Below are 18,418 nucleotides of genomic sequence, written 5' to 3'. Positions count from 1 at the left end.
GTTGAGTTTTAAGTTAGTCACAAGGCTAATAAAATTTATCGACATTTAAAAGCAGAATTTCTTATGCAACCGATTGCAGGGAAGTTAAAAATAAAGAGACATCGAATGGGCGATGTCTCTCTAAAAACCTAAACCGTATCATAAAACCAAAAAATGGTAGTATAAAGGCTGAACAAACAATTTTTTGCTTTGTTTGCGGTATGTGTAATTTTTTTATGGTTTTTTTATAATAGCCATGGTCAGGCGTGAAATACACACCAGTTTCTCTCGTTCATCGGTAATCCGAATATCCCATACATGCGTTGTTTTACCGATATGCAAGGGCTTGCAGGTCGCAAACACCTTCCCTTTGGTTACCGGGCGAATGTGGTTGGCATTAATGTCTAAACCTACGGCGGCATATTTGTCCATATCCACGATTAAGCCGGAGGCAATGCTGCCTACCGATTCGGCCAACACCACAGATGCGCCACCGTGTAAGATGCCGAAGGGCTGCTTTACCTTATCGGTAATGGGCATTTCGGCCACTAAGCTGTCGGCATGAATTTCGGTTGCCTTAATATCCAAAAAGCCGGTCATGTTCAAGGCGAAATAACCGTTGATTTCCTCAATTGTATAATCCCTAAACCACATCGTTTCCTAAGTTTTGATTTTTTAAGTAGCGTGCTTTTAAAATAATAACATGGTGGTTTAGGTGGCCGGCGATAACGTATAATAAGGCCCGAACGCTGATTAAGCGATCGGAGGCCATGCCTTTTCTTGTCAATTCGTTTTCGTCAAACGCACGGAACAAAAATAGATTGGCTTTGCGTAAATGGGTGAATTCCTCGGCAATATCGGCCAGCTTACGGTCGTTATGGCGGCCAAAGTGTACAAACTCATCCTGTTCAAAAGGCGAAAGGGCCGTCATATCGTTACGGCCGAAACGCAAGGCTCTATAGGCCATAATACGTTCACAATCGAGGATATGGCAAAGCACCTCTTTAATAGTCCATTTATCTTCCGCATAAGTATAGGTGCCCATCTCTTCCGGAATGCTGGCAATAAATTCAGGGAAACTGTTCACCTGCTGGGTAAGTTCTTCCATCACATCCCCGGTGACTGTTTCGATGTAATCATTGAAAATCGCTGGATATTCGTCAGATTTGAGTGGGTTCATAGCGTAAATTACTTTTTAAGATAATTCTAAATGTGGTACCTTTTCCTATTTCAGATTCTTTGACAAAAATTTGTCCTTGGTGGTAATACACCATGCGTTTGGTTAAACTTAGCCCTAAGCCCCAGCCTCGTTTTCGCGTGGTATATCCCGGTTGGAAAATCGTCTCCCAGTTTGCACGGGGTATCCCTTTTCCAGTATCGCTAATGTCTATAAAAATTTCTTCTTTTGCAATGTTTTCCGAAATGTTAATACTGATCTTTCCTTCGGCTTCAATCGCGTTAACTGCGTTTTTCAGTAAATTTTCAATGATCCAGTCGAATACCTGCACATTCAGCTTGGCCTCCACCTGCTGGTCGCCCTGCAGTTCAAATGTAATACGCTGGCTGGTTCTGATTTTGAAATAATTCACATAATCTTCCACAATCTTATACACCACATGGTTGGAGAGGGAAGGGGTCGATCCGATTTTAGAAAAACGATCGGCCACAATTTCCAGCCGATTCACATCGCGTTCCATCTCGTTGAAAACGCTATCATCCTCTGCATTGTAGGTTACCCTGGCCAGCTCCAGCCAGCCCATAAGCGAGGAAATGGGCGTGCCCAATTGGTGGGCCGCTTCTTTAGCCATACCTACCCACACTAAGTTTTGCTCCGAATCGCGGATTGAATTAAATACCGTGTAGGCTATAACTAAAAAGATGGCAATAAGCGATAGCTGCAAATAAGGAAAGATGCGTAGCTGCGATAAGGCCTCCGAGTCGCGGTAATACACGCGCCACTCCTCACCGGTATCTAGGGAAATATGAATGGGCGGGTGCGCCTTTTTCATCTTATTCAGCTGCTTTTGAAAATAATCCGGGTCGTATTGTAAGGTCGAGTTGGAGTCGAGAGCCGAGGGGTGGATGTTGGTTTTGGTACTATCCAAGTCGCGCCAGGTAATGATGTTTTCTTCCTTATCGGTAATAATGGCCGGTAAGCTTAAGCTATCGCGCACGGCATAGATAAAACTGATAAACTGATCGTCCACATCCGGCATGGTCACAATGCTTTTGGTGGTCATGGCCCATACTTCAGCTTTGGTACGCTCCGAAATCGAGAGGTTTTTCACCAGGTAGTTGCTATACAAAAGGGAAGCCGTAGCAATCATCGCGGCAAACAGGAAGAGGTAAAACTTCCATTGTTGCTTGTTATATCGATAGGGATGTTGCTTCATAACTACTTTTAATGTCAGCAAATTAATGATTTTCCCATAGCTTCAACAAACAAAAGTAAGAAATGCTTAATTTTGTCGCTATGAGTTCACAAAAGAAAGTAAGGGTTCGTTTTGCGCCAAGTCCTACCGGCGGATTACATTTAGGCGGTGTCCGTACCGCATTGTTCAATTACCTGTTCGCCAAACATCATCAAGGCGATTTTATCTTACGAATTGAAGATACCGACCAGACACGTTTTGTGCCGGGTGCGGAAGAATATATTAAAGAATGCCTCCAATGGTGTGGCTTAAACCCCGACGAGAGCCCTTGGAACGAAGGTGCCTTTGGCCCTTATCGACAAAGTGAGCGGAAGCCCTCTTACCGCCAATATGCGGAAGATTTGGTGAAAAAGGGGTACGCCTATTACGCATTCGATACCTCGGCCGAGTTGGAAGAGCAGCGTAAATTACAGCCGAATTTCCGCTATGCGCACGATAACCGAATGCAATTGCGTAACTCCTTGAGCTTAGGCGCCGAAGAAACCGCCAAGCTGTTGGAAAGTGGCGCGCCGCACACCATCCGCATCAAAATGCCGGAAGATGAAGTGATTTCTTTTGAAGATATGATCCGCGGCCGGGTAAGTTTTGAAACCAAATTGGTAGACGATAAAGTATTATTAAAAGCCGATGGCATGCCAACCTACCATTTAGCGGTGGTTGTTGACGATAAAGCCATGCAGATTTCCCATGTTTTCCGTGGTGAAGAATGGTTGCCTTCTGCTCCTGTGCACTTGTTGTTATGGGAATATTTAGGCTGGAAAGACGATATGCCGGAGTGGGCACATTTACCATTGATTTTAAAACCCGATGGAAACGGCAAGCTCAGCAAACGTGATGGCGACCGCTTAGGCTTCCCTGTTTACGCGATGAACTGGGCCGATCCGAAAACCGGCGACCTGACAACAGGCTTCCGTGAGCGTGGATTCCTGCCGGAGGCCTTCGTGAATATGCTAGGGGTATTGGGTTGGAACGACGGTACCGAGCAAGAATTGTTCAGCATGGACGAGTTGATTTCCAAATTCTCGGTGGAGCGTATTTCCAAAGCCGGAGCGAAATTCGATTTCGAAAAAGCCAAATGGTTCAACCAAGAATGGATAAAAAGAACCGAAAATGCCGATTTGATGCCACAGGTGAAGGCTATTCTCAGCAAGAACAACGTGGATCTCGGTATTTTTTCTGATACTTTCATTGCATCTATTCTTGATTTAGTGAAAGAAAGATTAACTTACATTGAAGATTTTTGGGAGCAAGCTTCCTTTTTCTTTCAAAAGCCAGCGCAGTATGATGTTGATGCCGTAAAACCGAAGTGGAATGCAGATAAAACAGCCTTCTTCCAAGCGGTTAGCAACGAATTTGCGGGGCAATCTACCTGGGATGCTAGCACCTTAGAACCTTTATTTAAGGGTAAAATCGCAGAATCGGGCATGAAAATAGGTGAACTTATGATGCCTTTCCGCATTATGTTGGTAGGTGGAAAGTTCGGTCCGGATGTATTCAAGATTGCAGAGCTGTTAGGAAAAGAAGAAGTGCTGGAACGCATCGCACTGGCATTGCCTCAATTTGACGCGTAAACAATCAACTAAACGTATACAGATGAATTTATTTAAGAAGCTTTTTCTAGGATGCGCTGCATCCGCCATGTTGCTGGGCACTGCCTGCTCTACCGCGAGCAAAGCGCCGCAAACCGTAAACCAAACCAATTATCCGGAGGAGAAATTGGGCTGGAAGTTGGGCGCACAGGCCTACACCTTCCGCTTGTTTACCTTTGCCGAGGCACTAGATAAGATTGATGCTGCCGGCCTTCGCTTTGTGGAAGCTTTCCCGGGTCAGAAAATTGGCGCAGGGAGCGAGGAGAAGATGACCTACGAACTTTCCAAAGAAGGACGTGAACTGGTGAAAAAGCTCTTAAAAGATAAAAAGATTACCCTGCATGCTTATGGTGTGGTAGGTGCAAAAAGCGCCGAAGAGTGGGATAAGGTTTTTGCCTTCGCTAAGGATATGGGCGTAAAGGTGATTAACTGCGAGCCCGAAGAAAACATGCTGGATGTGGTATCGACCTTGGCCGATAAGTATGATATGCTGGTAGGGATTCATAACCACCCTACACCATCGCGCTATTGGAACCCGGACGTGGTGCTTGAGGCCTTAAAAGGGCGCAGCAAACGCATGGGCGCAACGGCCGACGTGGGACATTGGATGCGCTCTGGATTAGACCCGATTACTTGCCTGAAAAAATTGGAAGGTAAAATTATCCACCTACACTTTAAAGACCTGAATGAATTTGGTAACAAAAAGGCGCACGATGTGCCTTGGGGTACCGGCAAATTGGGTTTGAAAGAAGTGCAGGCCGAATTGAAACGCCAGAAATTTAAAGGCATGTTCTCCGCAGAATATGAGTACAATTGGGAAAATAGCTTACCGGAAGTTACGCAAAGTGCCCAAAACTTCAGAAACGCCCTTTAAGCAAGGAAAATAAAAAATAGGAAGGCTCCCGAATTTGTTCGGGAGCCTTTTTTAATGGCTTTTACTCCCTTTGTTTTCAAGGGCTATTTTCACCTATTTCTTACCCTTTATATTTCCCTTTGCAAAGGGGCTTGATACGGGTTTGAAAGGGGAGTGAAAGGGGAGTAAAAAGGGTTTAGAAAAGCGGAGGTCGGAGGAAGCTATATACATGCTTGCCCCTTCTGCTTCAGCAGGGCCTGTAAAAAATGAAATAGCAGGTTTAGCCTTACGGCTGATGAATACGAGCCGCTTAGTTGAACAATTCGCTGATGTCTTCCTTACTCAAGGCTTTCACAAAGCTTTCTTCGGTGGTAATTAAAGAACTGGCCAAGGATTTTTTCATGCCTTGCAGCGCCAATATCTTCTCTTCGATACTGTCTTTGGAGATGAATTTATAGATAAATACGTTTTTCACCTGGCCAATACGGTGGCTGCGGTCAATAGCTTGTTGCTCTACGGCTGGGTTCCACCATGGGTCCAGAATAAACACATAATCGGCCTCGGTCAGGTTCAGACCTACTCCGCCGGCTTTAATAGAGATTAAAAAGACTTGAATATCCTGCCGTTCTTTAAAGGATTTCACGGCGAGGTCACGGTCTGTGGTCGATCCGTCTAAGTATGCGTAAGGGATTTTATGCTGGTCGAAATGACTGCGGAAGATTTCCAGGTGTTTCACAAATTGGGAAAAGATCAACAGCTTATTGCCTTCTTTGATAATCGATTCCATCAGCTCAATAGCCGCATCGAACTTGCCTGAGCCGCCATGGTAGTCTTTATCGACCATTTGGGGGTGGTTGGCCAATTGGCGAAGTTTGGTAAGGCCTTGCAATAGGGCAATCTGGGAGGCTTTGCCGCTAAAGGCTCCGTCGAGCAGGGCATTTCTGTATTCAGATTTGATGCGTTCGTAGTATTCCAACTGCTCTTCCGACATGCTGCAATAGAAAATCTGCTCGGATTTTGGCGGCAATTCCGTGGCTACCTGCGATTTTGTACGTCGCAATACGAAAGGTTTGATGATCGCTTGCAGGCGTCGTGCCTTCTCTTCATCTTTCTTTTTTTCAATGGTCTGCACAAATTCCTTTTGGAAATAGGTGTAAGAACCTAATAAGCCAGGATTGGCAAAGTGCATTTGCGACCAGATATCGGCCACGCTGTTCTCAATAGGCGTACCACTTAAGGCCAGTTTATGCTTGCTTTTCAGCTGTTTGATGGCGCTAAACGATTTGGAACGCGGGTTTTTGATGTTCTGGCTCTCGTCCAAAATAATGTAATTGAAGAAATAGGAAGATAGCAGCTCGTCATCAATCCGGGCGATACCATAGGTGGTAATCACCAGGTCGAAGTGGCTGAACGCAAAATTATCCTTGCTGCGGTTTCCGCCGGTATGCAGGTGTACACGCAGATTGGGAACGAACTTTTCGGCTTCCTTTTGCCAGTTGAAGATTAAGGAAGTCGGCACAATCAGAAGCGAGGTTTTCGCGTCCTGTGGTCCTAAAGATTCCTTTTGCTCTTGCAACAGGGCCAGAGTTTGCACCGTCTTTCCTAAACCCATATCATCGGCCAACAAGCCACCAAAGCGGTATTGTTGCAAAAAGTGAAACCAGTTGTAACCGGCCTGCTGATAAGGGCGCAAAGAGCCTTTAAACTTATCGGGAGGGGCAATCTCTTGAATTTCGTCAAACTCGCCCAGTTTATTCAGTTTGCGCTGAATGGTTAAGGAGGTATGTTCGCTTACATCGTTCAATAAGCCGATGTGCAACTTGCTCAGACGGATTTCATCCTTCTTGGAAGAGAATTGAAATAAATGCTCGTATTGCGAGAACCATTCCTGCGGAATAATGGCGATTTCGCCATTGGGCAGTTCAAATTCTTGTTGCTTATGGATGATGTGTTGGCGCAGTGCAGTGAATGGGAACTCGTAGGGGCCAAAGCGCACGATGGCTTTAACATCAAACCAGTCGTTCTGTTCGGCAATTTCCAGGGTAATGCTGGTTTTGCCGATCAGGAATTTTTTATCCTTATGGCTTTGGGTAATGTGAAAGCCTTGGGTTTCCAGTTCGGCCAGGTGCTCGTTTACCCATTCAATGGCCGAGGGGCGAAAGCCCATGGCGTTTTCTTTGGGCACAAAGGTGCTGAACAGGGCATCTGCCTTCTTCAAACCTAAGCTTTGCAGGTGCACTTCTTTTTTCTCCTCCCATTGGCTGGCGCGTTTTATGCGGTAGAATTGATGGACATCCCCATCCTCATTATATACATATTTTACGGTTACCGCCTGTTGTCCGCCAGCAGGGAAACTATAATCGCCATACTGAAAATAGAGTTGAAGTTGTGCCTCCCCATCGGGGCTGTATATTATGCGCAACTCCGGACTGGCCTGTTCCCGGTAATTGATGATATCAAGGCCCTCAGCATACACATGGTGCTTTTCTATTAAGCCGGTAACGAAGGTTTCAAAGTATTTTTTCTCGGTATTGCGCAGAATGGATATGTAGCGTTTATTTAAAAACGGGCTTAATTTCTTGCCTTCCAGCTCTTCATCGAAATGATAAAGCACATTATCCAGCAGGAGCCAAGCTTGTTGATTCACGATAACTTCAGCATCCTTATACATAAACTCCATACGGTGCCCTTCGTATTTCAGGGTAGGGAAATATCGCGTTTCGGTTTCGTTTCGGCGGAAGTGAAAGAGAATGGAGGTTTTGGAAGGGGCAATATGCAGTTCTTGTTCTGCGGGGTAGCCATCCTTACTCATCATGAACAGAGGCTTGTCGCCCACCTTATTCAGGAAGGTCAGCATGCGTTGTTCTATTTTTGGGCGTACATAATCGTAAATCTTCGCATCGAATACCTTACTGAAATAATCGGCCGGTCGGATAGGTTTCTTATGAAAGCGCTTAATGATATGCGTTTGCTCGATTTCATCCAGCAGCTTGATTAGTTCATAGTCCAAATCATCCAAAGCCGGGGCAAATTCATCAACGGTATTACTAAATACTCGCTTGTAGGATAGGGAATAAGAGCCGTTTTGATTTAAATGGACAATGTGAGGCTCAATAAGATAGCCTAGGTAAGGGTGACGTCCTAAAGAATAAACTAATCGGTATGGCAATGAAGTGATTCCCTGCTGCATTATAGATGTTGTACGCTAGAAAAAGCTACTAATATACGGTAAATAATGCCTTTTTGAGAACGCAGCAGGGTTAATTTATTATGAAATATCGATTGTTCCTTCAAATACACGTAGCGCCGGGCCTTTCAAATACACCTCCGTGAAGTTGTTGCCTTCTCGGTTAAAGGATACCTGCAACTGACCGCCCAAGACGCGGATAGGGATTTCAACGTTTCCAAATAGTTCTTCCTTGATGGCAACGCTCATGGCCGATGCCACAGCCCCGGTGCCGCAGGCATAGGTCTCGTCTTCTACGCCTCGCTCAAAAGTGCGCACAAAGTAACCCAGGCCTTCCTGCTCGATAAAGTTTACATTGATGCCCGCCTGTGCATAGCGCTCATTGTTGCGAATGGCATGGCCTGCCTGGTAAACATCCAGTTGTTGCAGGTCTTGCACAAATTGTACATAATGCGGCGAACCGGTGTTTAACACAAAGGCTTCCCCATCGCGTTGGATGCTGGAAACTGGAATCATCCCTAAATTCACCTCGTTGTCATGAATTTCAGCATCGTGTCGACCGTCTACTGCCAAAAAGGCAGTTTGCTGCTTAATGATGCCTAAATCGCGGGCAAAGGCTACCAAACAGCGGCCTCCGTTGCCACACATTGTGCCCTCACGCCCGTCGGCATTAAAATAAAGCATCTCGAAGTCGAAATTTTTCGTACCTTGAAGCAGCATCAAGCCATCGCCCCCAATGCCAAAGCGACGATCGCACAAGCGTTCGATTAAAACCTCATCCTTGGCGTCAAACGCTAAGTTTCGGTTATCAATTAAAACAAAATCATTCCCTGCTCCCTGGTATTTATAAAATGTGATGGTATGGCTCATGTGCGTTGTAATTATGGCGTAAAATTAATATTCTTGTTACAATTCGGCGGACTTTTGTTAAAAGCTGTTAAAAATGGCAATAAAGCCCCTTTTGTTAACATTTTTTAACTGACAAAACTCGAATGTTAAAATCGAATGGTATTACATTTGACTATAGCATTATGAAACATGAATTTTTTAGATTATTCAGAGTAAATATATGAAAAAGATAGGAGCAACATTATTAACGGCCATCATTGGAGGAGCAATCGCTGTAGGAGGGTACAAGCTCTTTGAAAATAAACAGATGGACAACATGACGTTTGAAGAACGTCAAAAAGTGTATTACGCAAACAACCCGGGTGAGGAAGTATTATTGTCTTCAACAGGCAATCCTGACTTTACCCAAGCTGCAGCGGCGGTGACCCCTGGTGTAGTGCATATTAACGTAACGATGAGCGGACGTGCTGCACGTGGCGGGCAAGGCGCACCTTTCGACCTGTTCGAAGAGTTCTTCGGCGTGCCTCAACAAAGACGTGGACAATCTCGTCCGGCTACCGCTTCCGGATCGGGAGTGATTATTTCCCCAGATGGTTATATTGTAACGAATAACCACGTGGTGGAAGATGCCGATAAAATTGAAGTGGTATTAACCGATAAAAAGACCTACGAAGCCAAAGTAATCGGTCGCGATGCCAACTTCGACTTGGCCTTGATTAAGGTGAATGCTACGAATTTGCCAATTGTGAAGTTAGGAAATTCTGACAATGTGCAAATTGGTGAATGGGTATTGGCGGTAGGTTACCCTTTAGGCTTACAATCAACTGTTACAGCGGGTATTATCTCCGCTAAAGGACGCCAGATCGGTATTCTTGGCGAATCGCAGCAACAACAGCAACGTGGCTATGGTTACGGCCCGGAAGAGCAAGTAATCAATACCGCGGTAGAGTCATTCTTGCAAACGGATGCGGTAATCAATAAAGGAAACAGTGGTGGTGCCTTGGTGAATGCACGTGGCGAGCTAATCGGTATTAACTCGGCTATTGCATCCCCAACAGGAACCTATGCAGGTTACGGTTTTGCCATCCCAATTAACTTGGCGAAGAAAATTGTAGACGACTTTAAAGAGTTCGGTAGTGTGAAACGTGGGTATGTAGGTGTAACCTTCGCTGAAATTAACGATGCCTTACGTAAAGAGGTGGGCATTACCGATGTGAATGGTTTATATGTGCGTGATGTGGTAAAAGGTGGTGCAGCGGAAGCCGCAGGCATTAAACCTGGTGATATTATAACCAAAATTGAAGGTCGTACCATTTACGGTTCCCCAGATTTACAGGAACACGTAGCAAGATTACGTCCGGGTGATAAGGTGAAATTGACCTACAAACGTGCAGGGAAAGAAAAAGACGTAAATATTACCTTGAAAGGCGAAGAGAGCAAATCGAAAGCCGATGAAGGTGGCGAATCTAGCGCATCTGCAACGGAGATATTCAATAAATTAGGTGCAAGCTTTGTGCCTGCAACCGATGCGAAGAAAAAAGAATTGGGCGTAAGCTCTGGTGTGGTCGTATCGCAAGTACACCGTGGTGGTGTTTTCGAATACTTCGGCGTAGAAAGAGGATTGGTGATTACCAAAATTAATGGTAAACCAGTGAATTCAGTAGACGATGTGGAATCTGCATTAGGCGGAACCCGTAGAAACATTGTACGCGTGACTGGTGTGCCGGAAAGAGGTAGTACCGTTGAGTTTAACGTACCTTTACAATATTAAGGCTAGCATACCTAGCGGAAAGAAAAGGGGATGGTTTTTGAAAGAACCATCCCCTTTTTTTGACGATTCTTTGATGGCTAGTGAACCTCGGTAATGCTGCAAATAATGTTATATTTGAAACCATGAAAATATTGATGGTGTGTTTAGGGAATATCTGCCGTTCGCCACTGGCGCATGGTATCATGGAGCACATGGCCAAAGATGCTGGCTTAGATTGGGAAATTGACTCGGCCGGAACTGGAGATTGGCACGTAGGACAAGCCCCCGATAAGCGGTCGATTGCCATTGCAAAAACAAATGGGATCGATATATCTAGCCAACGTGCGCAGCATTTCGTGCTGGACCTTTTCGATCGTTACGACCGTATTCTGGTAATGGATCGGAATAATTACCAAGATGTGCTGGCCTTAACGAAGGATGAGGCGCATAAAGCGAAAGTGAGCCTGTTTTTGGACGATGATATTGTGCCGGATCCTTACTACGATAACGCGCTTTTCGAGCCGGTATTCCGAATGATTCAAGAACGTTGCAAGCTGTTGATACAGGATTGGAACACGTAAAAAACTGAAAGAAAAATGCAAGCTGCAGAAATAAATAAGAAATGGGCGAATTTGCAACAAGTTATTGCCCAACAATTTGATACCGATATTCCGGATATCAAAGTGATGCTCTTCCTGATAGGTGTTCAGGAATTGGGGAAAGGCCCACAGGAATTCTCCAAACGCGAGAAAGAAGAACTGATGCACATTGCTACCTGTCGCCTTTTTAGTAGCCTCGGCTTTTACGAGCTGAATGGCTTGGACGAACAGGGCTGGCCGCATTGGGAATTGGTAAAACCTATCCCGAATTATACCCTAATGGAGCAGGAAATGATTATCAAATCCTTGATAATCGATTATTTTGAAGAAGTAAACATGATTTAATACCTATGAAGAAACTGAGTGTACTCTTTGCTTTTATGCTGGGCTTTATGCTGTTGCATGCGCAAACACCCAAGCATTATTACGTAAAGATAACGACCAATAAAGGGGAAAGTGTTTTAAAACTCTATAACGAAACGCGAAAACATCGGGATAATTTCGTGAAACTGGTGGCTGAAGGCTATTACGATTCCCTGCTGTTCCATCGGGTGATTCATAATTTTATGATTCAGGGTGGTGATCCGGATTCGCGCTATGCTGGAAGTCGACAAGAGCTTGGTAATGGTGGTCCTGACTACAAGGTTCCTGCAGAAATACAAGCGGATATTATCCATAAAAAGGGCGCTATCGGTGCTGCCAGAGATGATAATCCGGCGAAGGAATCTTCAGCATCGCAGTTTTATCTGGTGCAGGGTAGGGTGTTCACACCAGCAGCCTTGGATTCCCTAGAGCAATTCCGCTTGAAAGGCAAGAAATTAACGCCCTTACAGCGCGAAACCTATACGACTATTGGAGGAACACCTCACCTGGATGGAAACTATACCGTTTTCGGGGAGTTGCTAAAGGGAATAGAAGTAGTGGATGCCATTGCTGGCGTGAAAACCGATGAACGCGACAGACCTATGACCGACGAGCGTTTCAGCATGCACTTGCTAACTCGTGTGGAAGCCCGTGATTTTGAACGCGAGCTGCAAGGGCTAAAGCCTAAAAAAGGAATCTTCACCAAGTTGTTCGATTCGATGAAGTCTAGAACCTATAAATTGCCGTAATCATGAAAATTATAACTTATAATGTGAATGGAATTCGGGCAGCCTTAAAAAAAGGTTGGATAGATTGGCTGAAAGTGGCCAATCCGGATGTAATCTGTTTGCAGGAAATCAAAGCTAACCTGGAACAGGTTCCGGAAATCGTATTAATTGAAGATTTGGGCTATGAGCATTACTGGTATCCGGCACAGAAAAAAGGATACAGCGGCACGGCCATCTTTACCAAGAAAACGCCTAAACATGTGGAATATGGCTGTGGAATGGAAGATTATGATTTCGAAGGTCGCGCCATTCGCTTAGACTTCGATGAGGCTTCCGTCATGAGTGTGTATTTCCCTTCAGGAACAACTGGCGATGTGCGTCAGGACTTTAAATACAAATTCCTGGATGATTTTCAGCAATACAGTAATGAGCTGTTGAAAGAAAAGGATAAACTTGTGGTATGTGGCGACTTTAACATCTGCCATCGTGCCATCGATATTCATAATCCGAAATCCAATGCTAACAGCTCGGGATTCCTTCCTGCGGAGCGCGAATGGATGGAGAATTTCATCAATTCAGGCTACACGGATTCCTTCCGACACTTAAACGCCGATCCGCACCATTATACTTGGTGGAGTTATCGCGCGGGTGCCAGAGCCAGAAACTTAGGCTGGCGTATCGACTATAACATGGTTTCAAACGCCTTAAAGGATCATATTAAAAGTGCAAAGATTTGGACAGATGCGGTACACTCTGACCATTGCCCCGTGGAATTAATCTTGGATTAAGACCTGGCTATTTGCATCATCATATTGAAAAAAGCAGACTGGGTTCTGCTTTTTCTGTTTTTATAGCCTGTAGCTTTTTTGTGAATTAACGCTTAGAAAGCTATATTGTTTAAAATATTATAATTAGATTTGGGTTCCATTGAAAAAATCTAATCTAATTATAAGGATTGTTACTATTGTTTAAATGAAAAAGCCCGTACTTGTCATTAAGTTTGGTTCTGCTTCCATCACCACCAATGGGGAGATAGATGAGCAGATTGTATTGGAAATTGCCAGACAATGTGCGCAGCTTCAACCCCGGTATAATATCGTGTTGGTATCCTCTGGTGCTGTTGCAGCTGGGAAACGCTTTATACCAAAATATACGGGAACCCTGGCCCAACGGAAGGCTGCTGCGGCCATCGGGAATCCCATGTTGGTAAGAACCTATGGCACTTATTTCCGACCCTTTAAAATAGCCCTGGCCCAAAGTCTTTGCGAAAGGCAGCATTTCGCTAATAGAAGTCAGTTTCTGCAACTTAAGAGTACCTATGAAACGCTTTGGAAGAACAACGTTATCCCCATTGCGAATGAGAATGATGTGGTTAGTAATAAGGAGCTTAAGTTTTCTGATAACGATGAGCTGGCAACCTTGATTGCTGTTGGATTTGGCGCGGAGCAAATCCTGTTTAGTACGTCGGTTCCTGGAGTTTTAGACGCCAAGGGAAAAGTGATTCCGGAGATTCAGGTAATTGATAAAGAGGCTTTATCCCTAGCCCGTAAGGATAAATCCTCCGTAGGGCTTGGCGGGATGACTTCGAAGCTAAATTTTGCTCGCTTGGCCAATCAGATGGGTATAAAGGCCGTTATCTTTAGTATGCAAACCGATAATGCCATTTTAAAGGCTGTGGAAGGTAAAACCGGAACGGTATGCTTTGCGCAGAAGAAGAAAGTATCCTCGCGCAATAAATGGTTGGCTAGTGGAAGTTTGATTGCCGGTATGTTGCAGGTGGATAAAGGGGCGCTTCAGGCGTTGGCCAATCGCAAAAGTTTATTGGCCGTAGGGGTGCAGCAAGTGCTACAGGATTTTGAAGTAGGTGAAGTCTTTCAGATTGCAGACGAGGATGGAGTAATACATGCGGTCGCTAAATCTAAAATTGACTCTGTTAGTTTAAAGTCTGCAGATAAAAAGAAGAATTTGGAAATTGCACATGCCAATGATATTGTGCTGTTATAAGAATAACCATGAAAGGAACGATACAACCTCAATTAATTGCCGCTAGAAATGCTAAACTTGCCCTTGCAAAGGTAGATGCTGAAACGAAAAAGGATTTGTTGACAGGTATTGCAAATGCCTTGCGTAAGCATGTGGACGAAATAATCCAGGAGAATAGCAAAGATTTGAGTCGCATGGATCCGAAAGATTCAAAATACGATCGTCTTTTGCTTACTGCAGATCGCATTGAAGGCTTGGCCAAGAGTGTGTTGGAGGTTGCTGAATTGGAAGATCCAACCGGTAAGCTAATTAGTGCTAAAGCGCTCGAAAACGGCTTGTATATTGAGAAAAAGACAGTTGCATTAGGTGTTGTTGGAGTAATTTATGAAGCTCGACCAAATGTGACGATCGATGTGGCTAGTCTTTGTTTGCAATCTGGCAATGTATGTCTGTTGCGTGGAGGCTCAGATGCTTGGAATACTAATTCGTATTTAGTTAGCTTAATTCAAGAAGAGCTGAAGCAGAGAAAGTTGGATGAACACATGGTGCAGTTGTTGCCAACCGACCGCGAGTTGGTGGAAGAGCTTTTGCAAGCCACCGCTTTTGTCGATATTATTATCCCGAGAGGCTCTCAATCTTTAATTGATTTTGTTAGGGACAATGCTAAAGTGCCGGTGATTGAAACGGGAGCTGGCGTTTGCCATACTTACGTAGATAAATCTGCCGACCTCGATATGGCCGCTAAAATTGTGGCGAATGCCAAGATATCCAGACCTTCAGTATGCAATTCCTTAGATACGGTGGTGCTTGATAAAAATATCGTGCCTGCCTTCTTAAGAAAGTTAGTGCCTTATTTTATTGAGTATAAAGTGCAGGTATTCGCCGATAATGAAAGTTATAACGAGCTATACGATTTAGGCTATCCTTACCTAGAGCAAGCAAAAGATGCGGATTTCGGTCGGGAGTTTTTAGATCTTATCTGTTCGATAAAGGTAGTAGATTCTTTGGATGAAGCGCTTGCGCATATTGCTAATTACTCGTCCAAACATTCTGAGTGTATTGTTTCTCAAAATCAACAAAATATAACGAACTTTATGGAGTCGGTAGACGCTGCTGCAGTATATGCAAACGCTTCAACGCGATTTACCGATGGCGGAGAGTTCGGATTAGGTGCTGAAATTGGAATTTCAACCCAGAAATTGCACGCACGTGGACCCTTTGCCCTCGAAAAGTTAGTTACAGAGAAATGGTTCGTCACAGGATCAGGGCAAATTAGATAGTATGGGTATCAGATATGAAAAGGATACAATCCTGAATTGGATTAATGAAATGGGTAAATTTCTACGCCTCATCGTAGATAAATATGAAGCTTTTGAACCCTTAGACCAGCAAGTCCTTGATAAGGATGGTTATAAGCACTTCTTTGGCAAGTCTAGAGAAGACTTTCATAACCTGTCGGATACGGAGCTTAATTTATTTCTAAGTACGCTAGAACCTGAGCAAATAAGACCCCTTGCTCAATTGTATATGTACGATGGCCTGCAATCTCAAGACAAGGCCTTATTGACCACGGCTAAATTCCTGTTTAATTTTCATATGCAACAAAGCGGAAGTTTCGCTTTTGAGGATTTTACCTTGCTGGATAAAATTGATAAGGCTTTATCGGAATAATTTCCCCCTTTCCCTTCCCCCAAAACCTAAAAAAGCCGAAGTTTCCTCCGGCCATTCTTGTTTATTAATTATTAATACTAGTCTTTTAGCACCTCCCTGGCAATCACCAGGCGTTGAATTTCTGAGGTTCCCTCATAAATTTGCGTAATCTTGGCGTCGCGCATCATACGTTCTACGTGATACTCCTTCACATAGCCATAGCCGCCATGAATCTGAACGGCTTCTACAGTATGCTGCATGGCCACTTCCGAAGTCTTCAGCTTCGCCATGGCTGCGATTTTACCATAGGGAAGACCTTGATCTTTCGTCCAGGCCGCTTTGTAGGTCAGGAGGCGCGCTGCTTCAATATCCACTTCCATATCGGCCAGTTTAAATTGAATAGCCTGATGGGCAGAAATCGGTTTTCCGAAGGTTTTGCGCTCCTTGGAGTAGGCTAAAGCCAAGTCGTAGGCACCTGCAGCAATCCCCAACGCTTGGGCGGCGATACCAATACGGCCACCATCCAAGGTTTTCATCCCGAATTTAAAGCCAAAGCCATCCACACCGATTCTATTCTCTTTCGGCACCTTCACATCCGTGAACATGAGCGAATGCGTATCCGAGCTACGGATACCTAATTTATTTTCTTTCGGACCAATGATAAAGCCCGGCATACCCTTTTCCACAATCAGCACATTAATCCCTTTATGGCCTAATTCTGGGTGCGTCTGCGCAATAACCAAGTAAATATCAGCATTGCCGCCGTTGGTAATCCAGTTCTTCGTGCCGTTCAGCATGTAATGGTCGCCCATATCTTCGGCCAGGGTATGTTGAGAAGAGGCATCAGATCCTGCTTCGGGCTCCGAGAGGGCGAAGGCGCCCAATTTTTCGCCTTTAGCTAAAGGAACCAAATACTTTTGTTTCTGTTCTTCCGTGCCAAATTCGTTTAATCCATATAACACCAAGGAGTTATGCGCCGACATGATGACCGCGGCAGAGGCGTCAATCTTCGCGATTTCCTCCAAAGCCAACACATAGGCCAGCGTGTCCATTCCGGCACCCCCGTAGGCTTCCGGCACCATAATGCCCATAAAGCCCAAATCACCCATTTGCTTCACAAATTCCGTGGGGAACTTGGCCTGCTCATCGCGCTCGATGGCGCCAGCTTTTAGCTCCTGGGCAAATTCCCGAGCCGCCTGCTGAATCATTTGATGTTCTTCCGATAATCCGAATTGCATGTCTTTGTCTATATGGTTTATCCAAATATAAGTAAAATATACTATGCAAGCATAATAAAAATATAATTTTTATTTCTCTTTTTTTGCCTCTTTTTAAAAATCAAAACCATATCCCTTGCCAAGTGTTTTTATTAAAGATGTATAAATGTCGGTTGATTATCAGATTAATAACATATTTTACGGCTATACATTGTATTTTTGTTAAAAATCTACTATATTGGTAGAGTATTATTTAATTGTTCATTATAAACGGCAAACATATGAGTTTAAGACTAGGTGATGTAGCACCAAATTTTCAAGCAAAAACTACAGTAGGCGATATAGATTTTTACGAGTATATTGATGGCGCGTGGGCGGTATTGTATTCCCACCCATCCGATTATACCCCGGTTTGTACCACGGAACTAGGCCGCACGGCGAAATTAAAATCCGAATTCGATAAACGTAATGTGAAGGTATTGGCTTTAAGTGTGGATTCTGTAGACGAGCATTTAGGCTGGATAAACGATATCAACGATACCCAAAACACAGAAGTTAACTTCCCGATTATTGCCGATGAGGATAAGAAGGTTGCTGAATTATACGATATGATTCACCCGAATGCTTCCGCAACGGCTACTGTACGTTCTGTATTCGTTATCGGGCCAGATAAAAAGGTGAAATTAACCCTTACTTACCCGGCATCTACAGGACGTAACTTCAACGAGATTTTACGCGTAATCGATTCTTTGCAATTAACCGACGAATACCAAGTGGCTACGCCGGCAGATTGGAACGATGGGGAAGACGTTATTGTGGTTCCGGCAATCAAAACCGAAGATATTCCAGCCAAGTTCCCGAAAGGCTATACGGAAATCCGTCCGTATTTAAGAACGACGCCACAGCCAAATAAATAAAAATTGACATATAACCCAAGAAAAAAGCCAACTGCATTAGTTGGCTTTTTCTTTTTTAAACGTATGTTTTTTCTTTCCGCGGTCTAGGTAGGAGGTGATGACAGCAATAATAAATACCAAGCCCAATTGCTTCACAAAACTGGCGAACGTAAATTCCGCACTCGAGGTGGAGGTGAAGTAGCCGAAGGCTTGAATGGCAATTACCAAACTTAGGAAAATGCCAAAGAATGTCCAGAATGTCCGCATGGGTATATTGTTCTTACCTTAAAGCTAGTAATAAAACTTTAATAATCAATAAGATAGTTTATTGAGGATGAGTGCT

18 protein-coding genes are annotated in these 18,418 nt (G+C 44.2%); 11 read left to right on the top strand and 7 right to left on the bottom strand.

Annotation, left to right across the window (positions count from 1 at the left end):
• Positions 1 to 213 precede the first annotated feature (213 nt).
• Genes GQF63_RS06905 through GQF63_RS06895 form a run of 3 tightly spaced genes read right to left on the bottom strand, consistent with a single transcriptional unit; the run spans position 214 to position 2,372 of the window.
• Positions 214 to 633 carry a hotdog fold thioesterase gene (locus tag GQF63_RS06905; RefSeq protein WP_160368481.1) on the bottom strand — a complete coding sequence of 140 codons (420 nt, stop codon included), beginning with the start codon at positions 631 to 633 and terminating at the stop codon, positions 214 to 216.
• Entirely contained in the window at positions 623 to 1,159 is a 537-nt protein-coding gene (locus GQF63_RS06900) for a DinB family protein (RefSeq protein ID WP_160368480.1), read from the bottom strand. Before GQF63_RS06900 ends, GQF63_RS06905 begins: the two co-directional genes overlap by 11 nt.
• The gene (locus tag GQF63_RS06895) at positions 1,140 to 2,372 is read right to left on the bottom strand and encodes a sensor histidine kinase (protein ID WP_160368479.1); all 1,233 of its coding nucleotides are present in this window, start codon (positions 2,370 to 2,372) and stop codon (positions 1,140 to 1,142) included. Before GQF63_RS06895 ends, GQF63_RS06900 begins: the two co-directional genes overlap by 20 nt.
• Positions 2,373 to 2,452: 80 nt before the next feature.
• On the opposite strand from GQF63_RS06895, the gene gltX reads away from it, so the two are divergent.
• Both gltX and GQF63_RS06885 read left to right on the top strand, forming a co-directional pair.
• Positions 2,453 to 3,982 carry a glutamate--tRNA ligase gene (gene gltX, locus GQF63_RS06890; protein WP_160368478.1) on the top strand — a complete coding sequence of 510 codons (1,530 nt, stop codon included), beginning with the start codon at positions 2,453 to 2,455 and terminating at the stop codon, positions 3,980 to 3,982.
• 22 nt (positions 3,983 to 4,004) lie between these two features.
• On the top strand, positions 4,005 to 4,874 hold the full coding sequence (locus tag GQF63_RS06885; RefSeq protein WP_246163369.1) for a sugar phosphate isomerase/epimerase family protein: 870 nt from the start codon (positions 4,005 to 4,007) through the stop codon (positions 4,872 to 4,874).
• Positions 4,875 to 5,163: 289 nt separating this feature from the next.
• On the opposite strand, the gene GQF63_RS06880 is transcribed toward GQF63_RS06885, so the two are convergent.
• Positions 5,164 to 8,043: a DEAD/DEAH box helicase gene (locus GQF63_RS06880; protein WP_160368477.1), complete on the bottom strand. Its 2,880-nt coding sequence runs from the start codon at positions 8,041 to 8,043 to the stop codon at positions 5,164 to 5,166.
• Between the two features lie 78 nt (positions 8,044 to 8,121).
• Positions 8,122 to 8,910 carry a diaminopimelate epimerase gene (gene dapF / locus GQF63_RS06875; RefSeq protein ID WP_160368476.1) on the bottom strand — a complete coding sequence of 263 codons (789 nt, stop codon included), beginning with the start codon at positions 8,908 to 8,910 and terminating at the stop codon, positions 8,122 to 8,124.
• Between the two features lie 199 nt (positions 8,911 to 9,109).
• On the opposite strand from dapF, the gene GQF63_RS06870 reads away from it, so the two are divergent.
• The 8 genes from GQF63_RS06870 (at position 9,110) to GQF63_RS06835 (ending at position 15,983) form a co-directional block, all read left to right on the top strand.
• Positions 9,110 to 10,660 carry a Do family serine endopeptidase gene (locus tag GQF63_RS06870; RefSeq protein ID WP_160368475.1) on the top strand — a complete coding sequence of 517 codons (1,551 nt, stop codon included), beginning with the start codon at positions 9,110 to 9,112 and terminating at the stop codon, positions 10,658 to 10,660.
• A 122-nt stretch (positions 10,661 to 10,782) separates the two neighbouring features.
• Positions 10,783 to 11,220 carry a low molecular weight protein-tyrosine-phosphatase gene (locus GQF63_RS06865; protein ID WP_160368474.1) on the top strand — a complete coding sequence of 146 codons (438 nt, stop codon included), beginning with the start codon at positions 10,783 to 10,785 and terminating at the stop codon, positions 11,218 to 11,220.
• A gap of 15 nt (positions 11,221 to 11,235) precedes the next feature.
• Positions 11,236 to 11,583 (top strand): hypothetical protein, encoded by a 348-nt coding sequence (locus GQF63_RS06860; protein WP_160368473.1) that lies wholly within the window; start codon positions 11,236 to 11,238, stop codon positions 11,581 to 11,583.
• Between the two features lie 5 nt (positions 11,584 to 11,588).
• Positions 11,589 to 12,350, top strand: coding sequence for a peptidylprolyl isomerase (locus tag GQF63_RS06855; RefSeq protein ID WP_160368472.1), 762 nt, complete (start codon positions 11,589 to 11,591; stop codon positions 12,348 to 12,350).
• A gap of 2 nt (positions 12,351 to 12,352) precedes the next feature.
• Positions 12,353 to 13,117: an exodeoxyribonuclease III gene (locus GQF63_RS06850; protein ID WP_160368471.1), complete on the top strand. Its 765-nt coding sequence runs from the start codon at positions 12,353 to 12,355 to the stop codon at positions 13,115 to 13,117.
• A 184-nt stretch (positions 13,118 to 13,301) separates the two neighbouring features.
• The gene (gene proB / locus GQF63_RS06845; protein WP_160368470.1) at positions 13,302 to 14,333 is read left to right on the top strand and encodes a glutamate 5-kinase; all 1,032 of its coding nucleotides are present in this window, start codon (positions 13,302 to 13,304) and stop codon (positions 14,331 to 14,333) included.
• Between the two features lie 8 nt (positions 14,334 to 14,341).
• The gene (locus tag GQF63_RS06840) at positions 14,342 to 15,592 is read left to right on the top strand and encodes a glutamate-5-semialdehyde dehydrogenase (RefSeq protein ID WP_160368469.1); all 1,251 of its coding nucleotides are present in this window, start codon (positions 14,342 to 14,344) and stop codon (positions 15,590 to 15,592) included.
• Position 15,593: 1 nt separating this feature from the next.
• On the top strand, positions 15,594 to 15,983 hold the full coding sequence (locus tag GQF63_RS06835) for a hypothetical protein (RefSeq protein ID WP_160368468.1): 390 nt from the start codon (positions 15,594 to 15,596) through the stop codon (positions 15,981 to 15,983).
• Between the two features lie 77 nt (positions 15,984 to 16,060).
• Here GQF63_RS06835 and GQF63_RS06830 read toward each other — a convergent pair whose 3' ends face one another.
• A complete protein-coding gene (locus GQF63_RS06830; RefSeq protein WP_160368467.1) occupies positions 16,061 to 17,200 on the bottom strand; it encodes an acyl-CoA dehydrogenase in 1,140 nt (379 codons plus the stop codon).
• 260 nt (positions 17,201 to 17,460) lie between these two features.
• Between GQF63_RS06830 and GQF63_RS06825 the strand changes: the two genes are divergently transcribed.
• Positions 17,461 to 18,096 carry a peroxiredoxin gene (locus GQF63_RS06825; RefSeq protein ID WP_160368466.1) on the top strand — a complete coding sequence of 212 codons (636 nt, stop codon included), beginning with the start codon at positions 17,461 to 17,463 and terminating at the stop codon, positions 18,094 to 18,096.
• Positions 18,097 to 18,132: 36 nt separating this feature from the next.
• On the opposite strand, the gene GQF63_RS06820 is transcribed toward GQF63_RS06825, so the two are convergent.
• The gene (locus GQF63_RS06820; RefSeq protein WP_160368465.1) at positions 18,133 to 18,342 is read right to left on the bottom strand and encodes a hypothetical protein; all 210 of its coding nucleotides are present in this window, start codon (positions 18,340 to 18,342) and stop codon (positions 18,133 to 18,135) included.
• Positions 18,343 to 18,418: the final 76 nt, after the last annotated feature.

The sequence above is a fragment of the Sphingobacterium humi genome, assembly GCF_009768885.1.
Lineage (GTDB): Bacteria > Bacteroidota > Bacteroidia > Sphingobacteriales > Sphingobacteriaceae > Sphingobacterium > Sphingobacterium humi.
The sequence above is the reverse complement of the archived record's forward strand: the minus strand, read 5'-3'. Positions and strand labels throughout refer to the sequence as shown.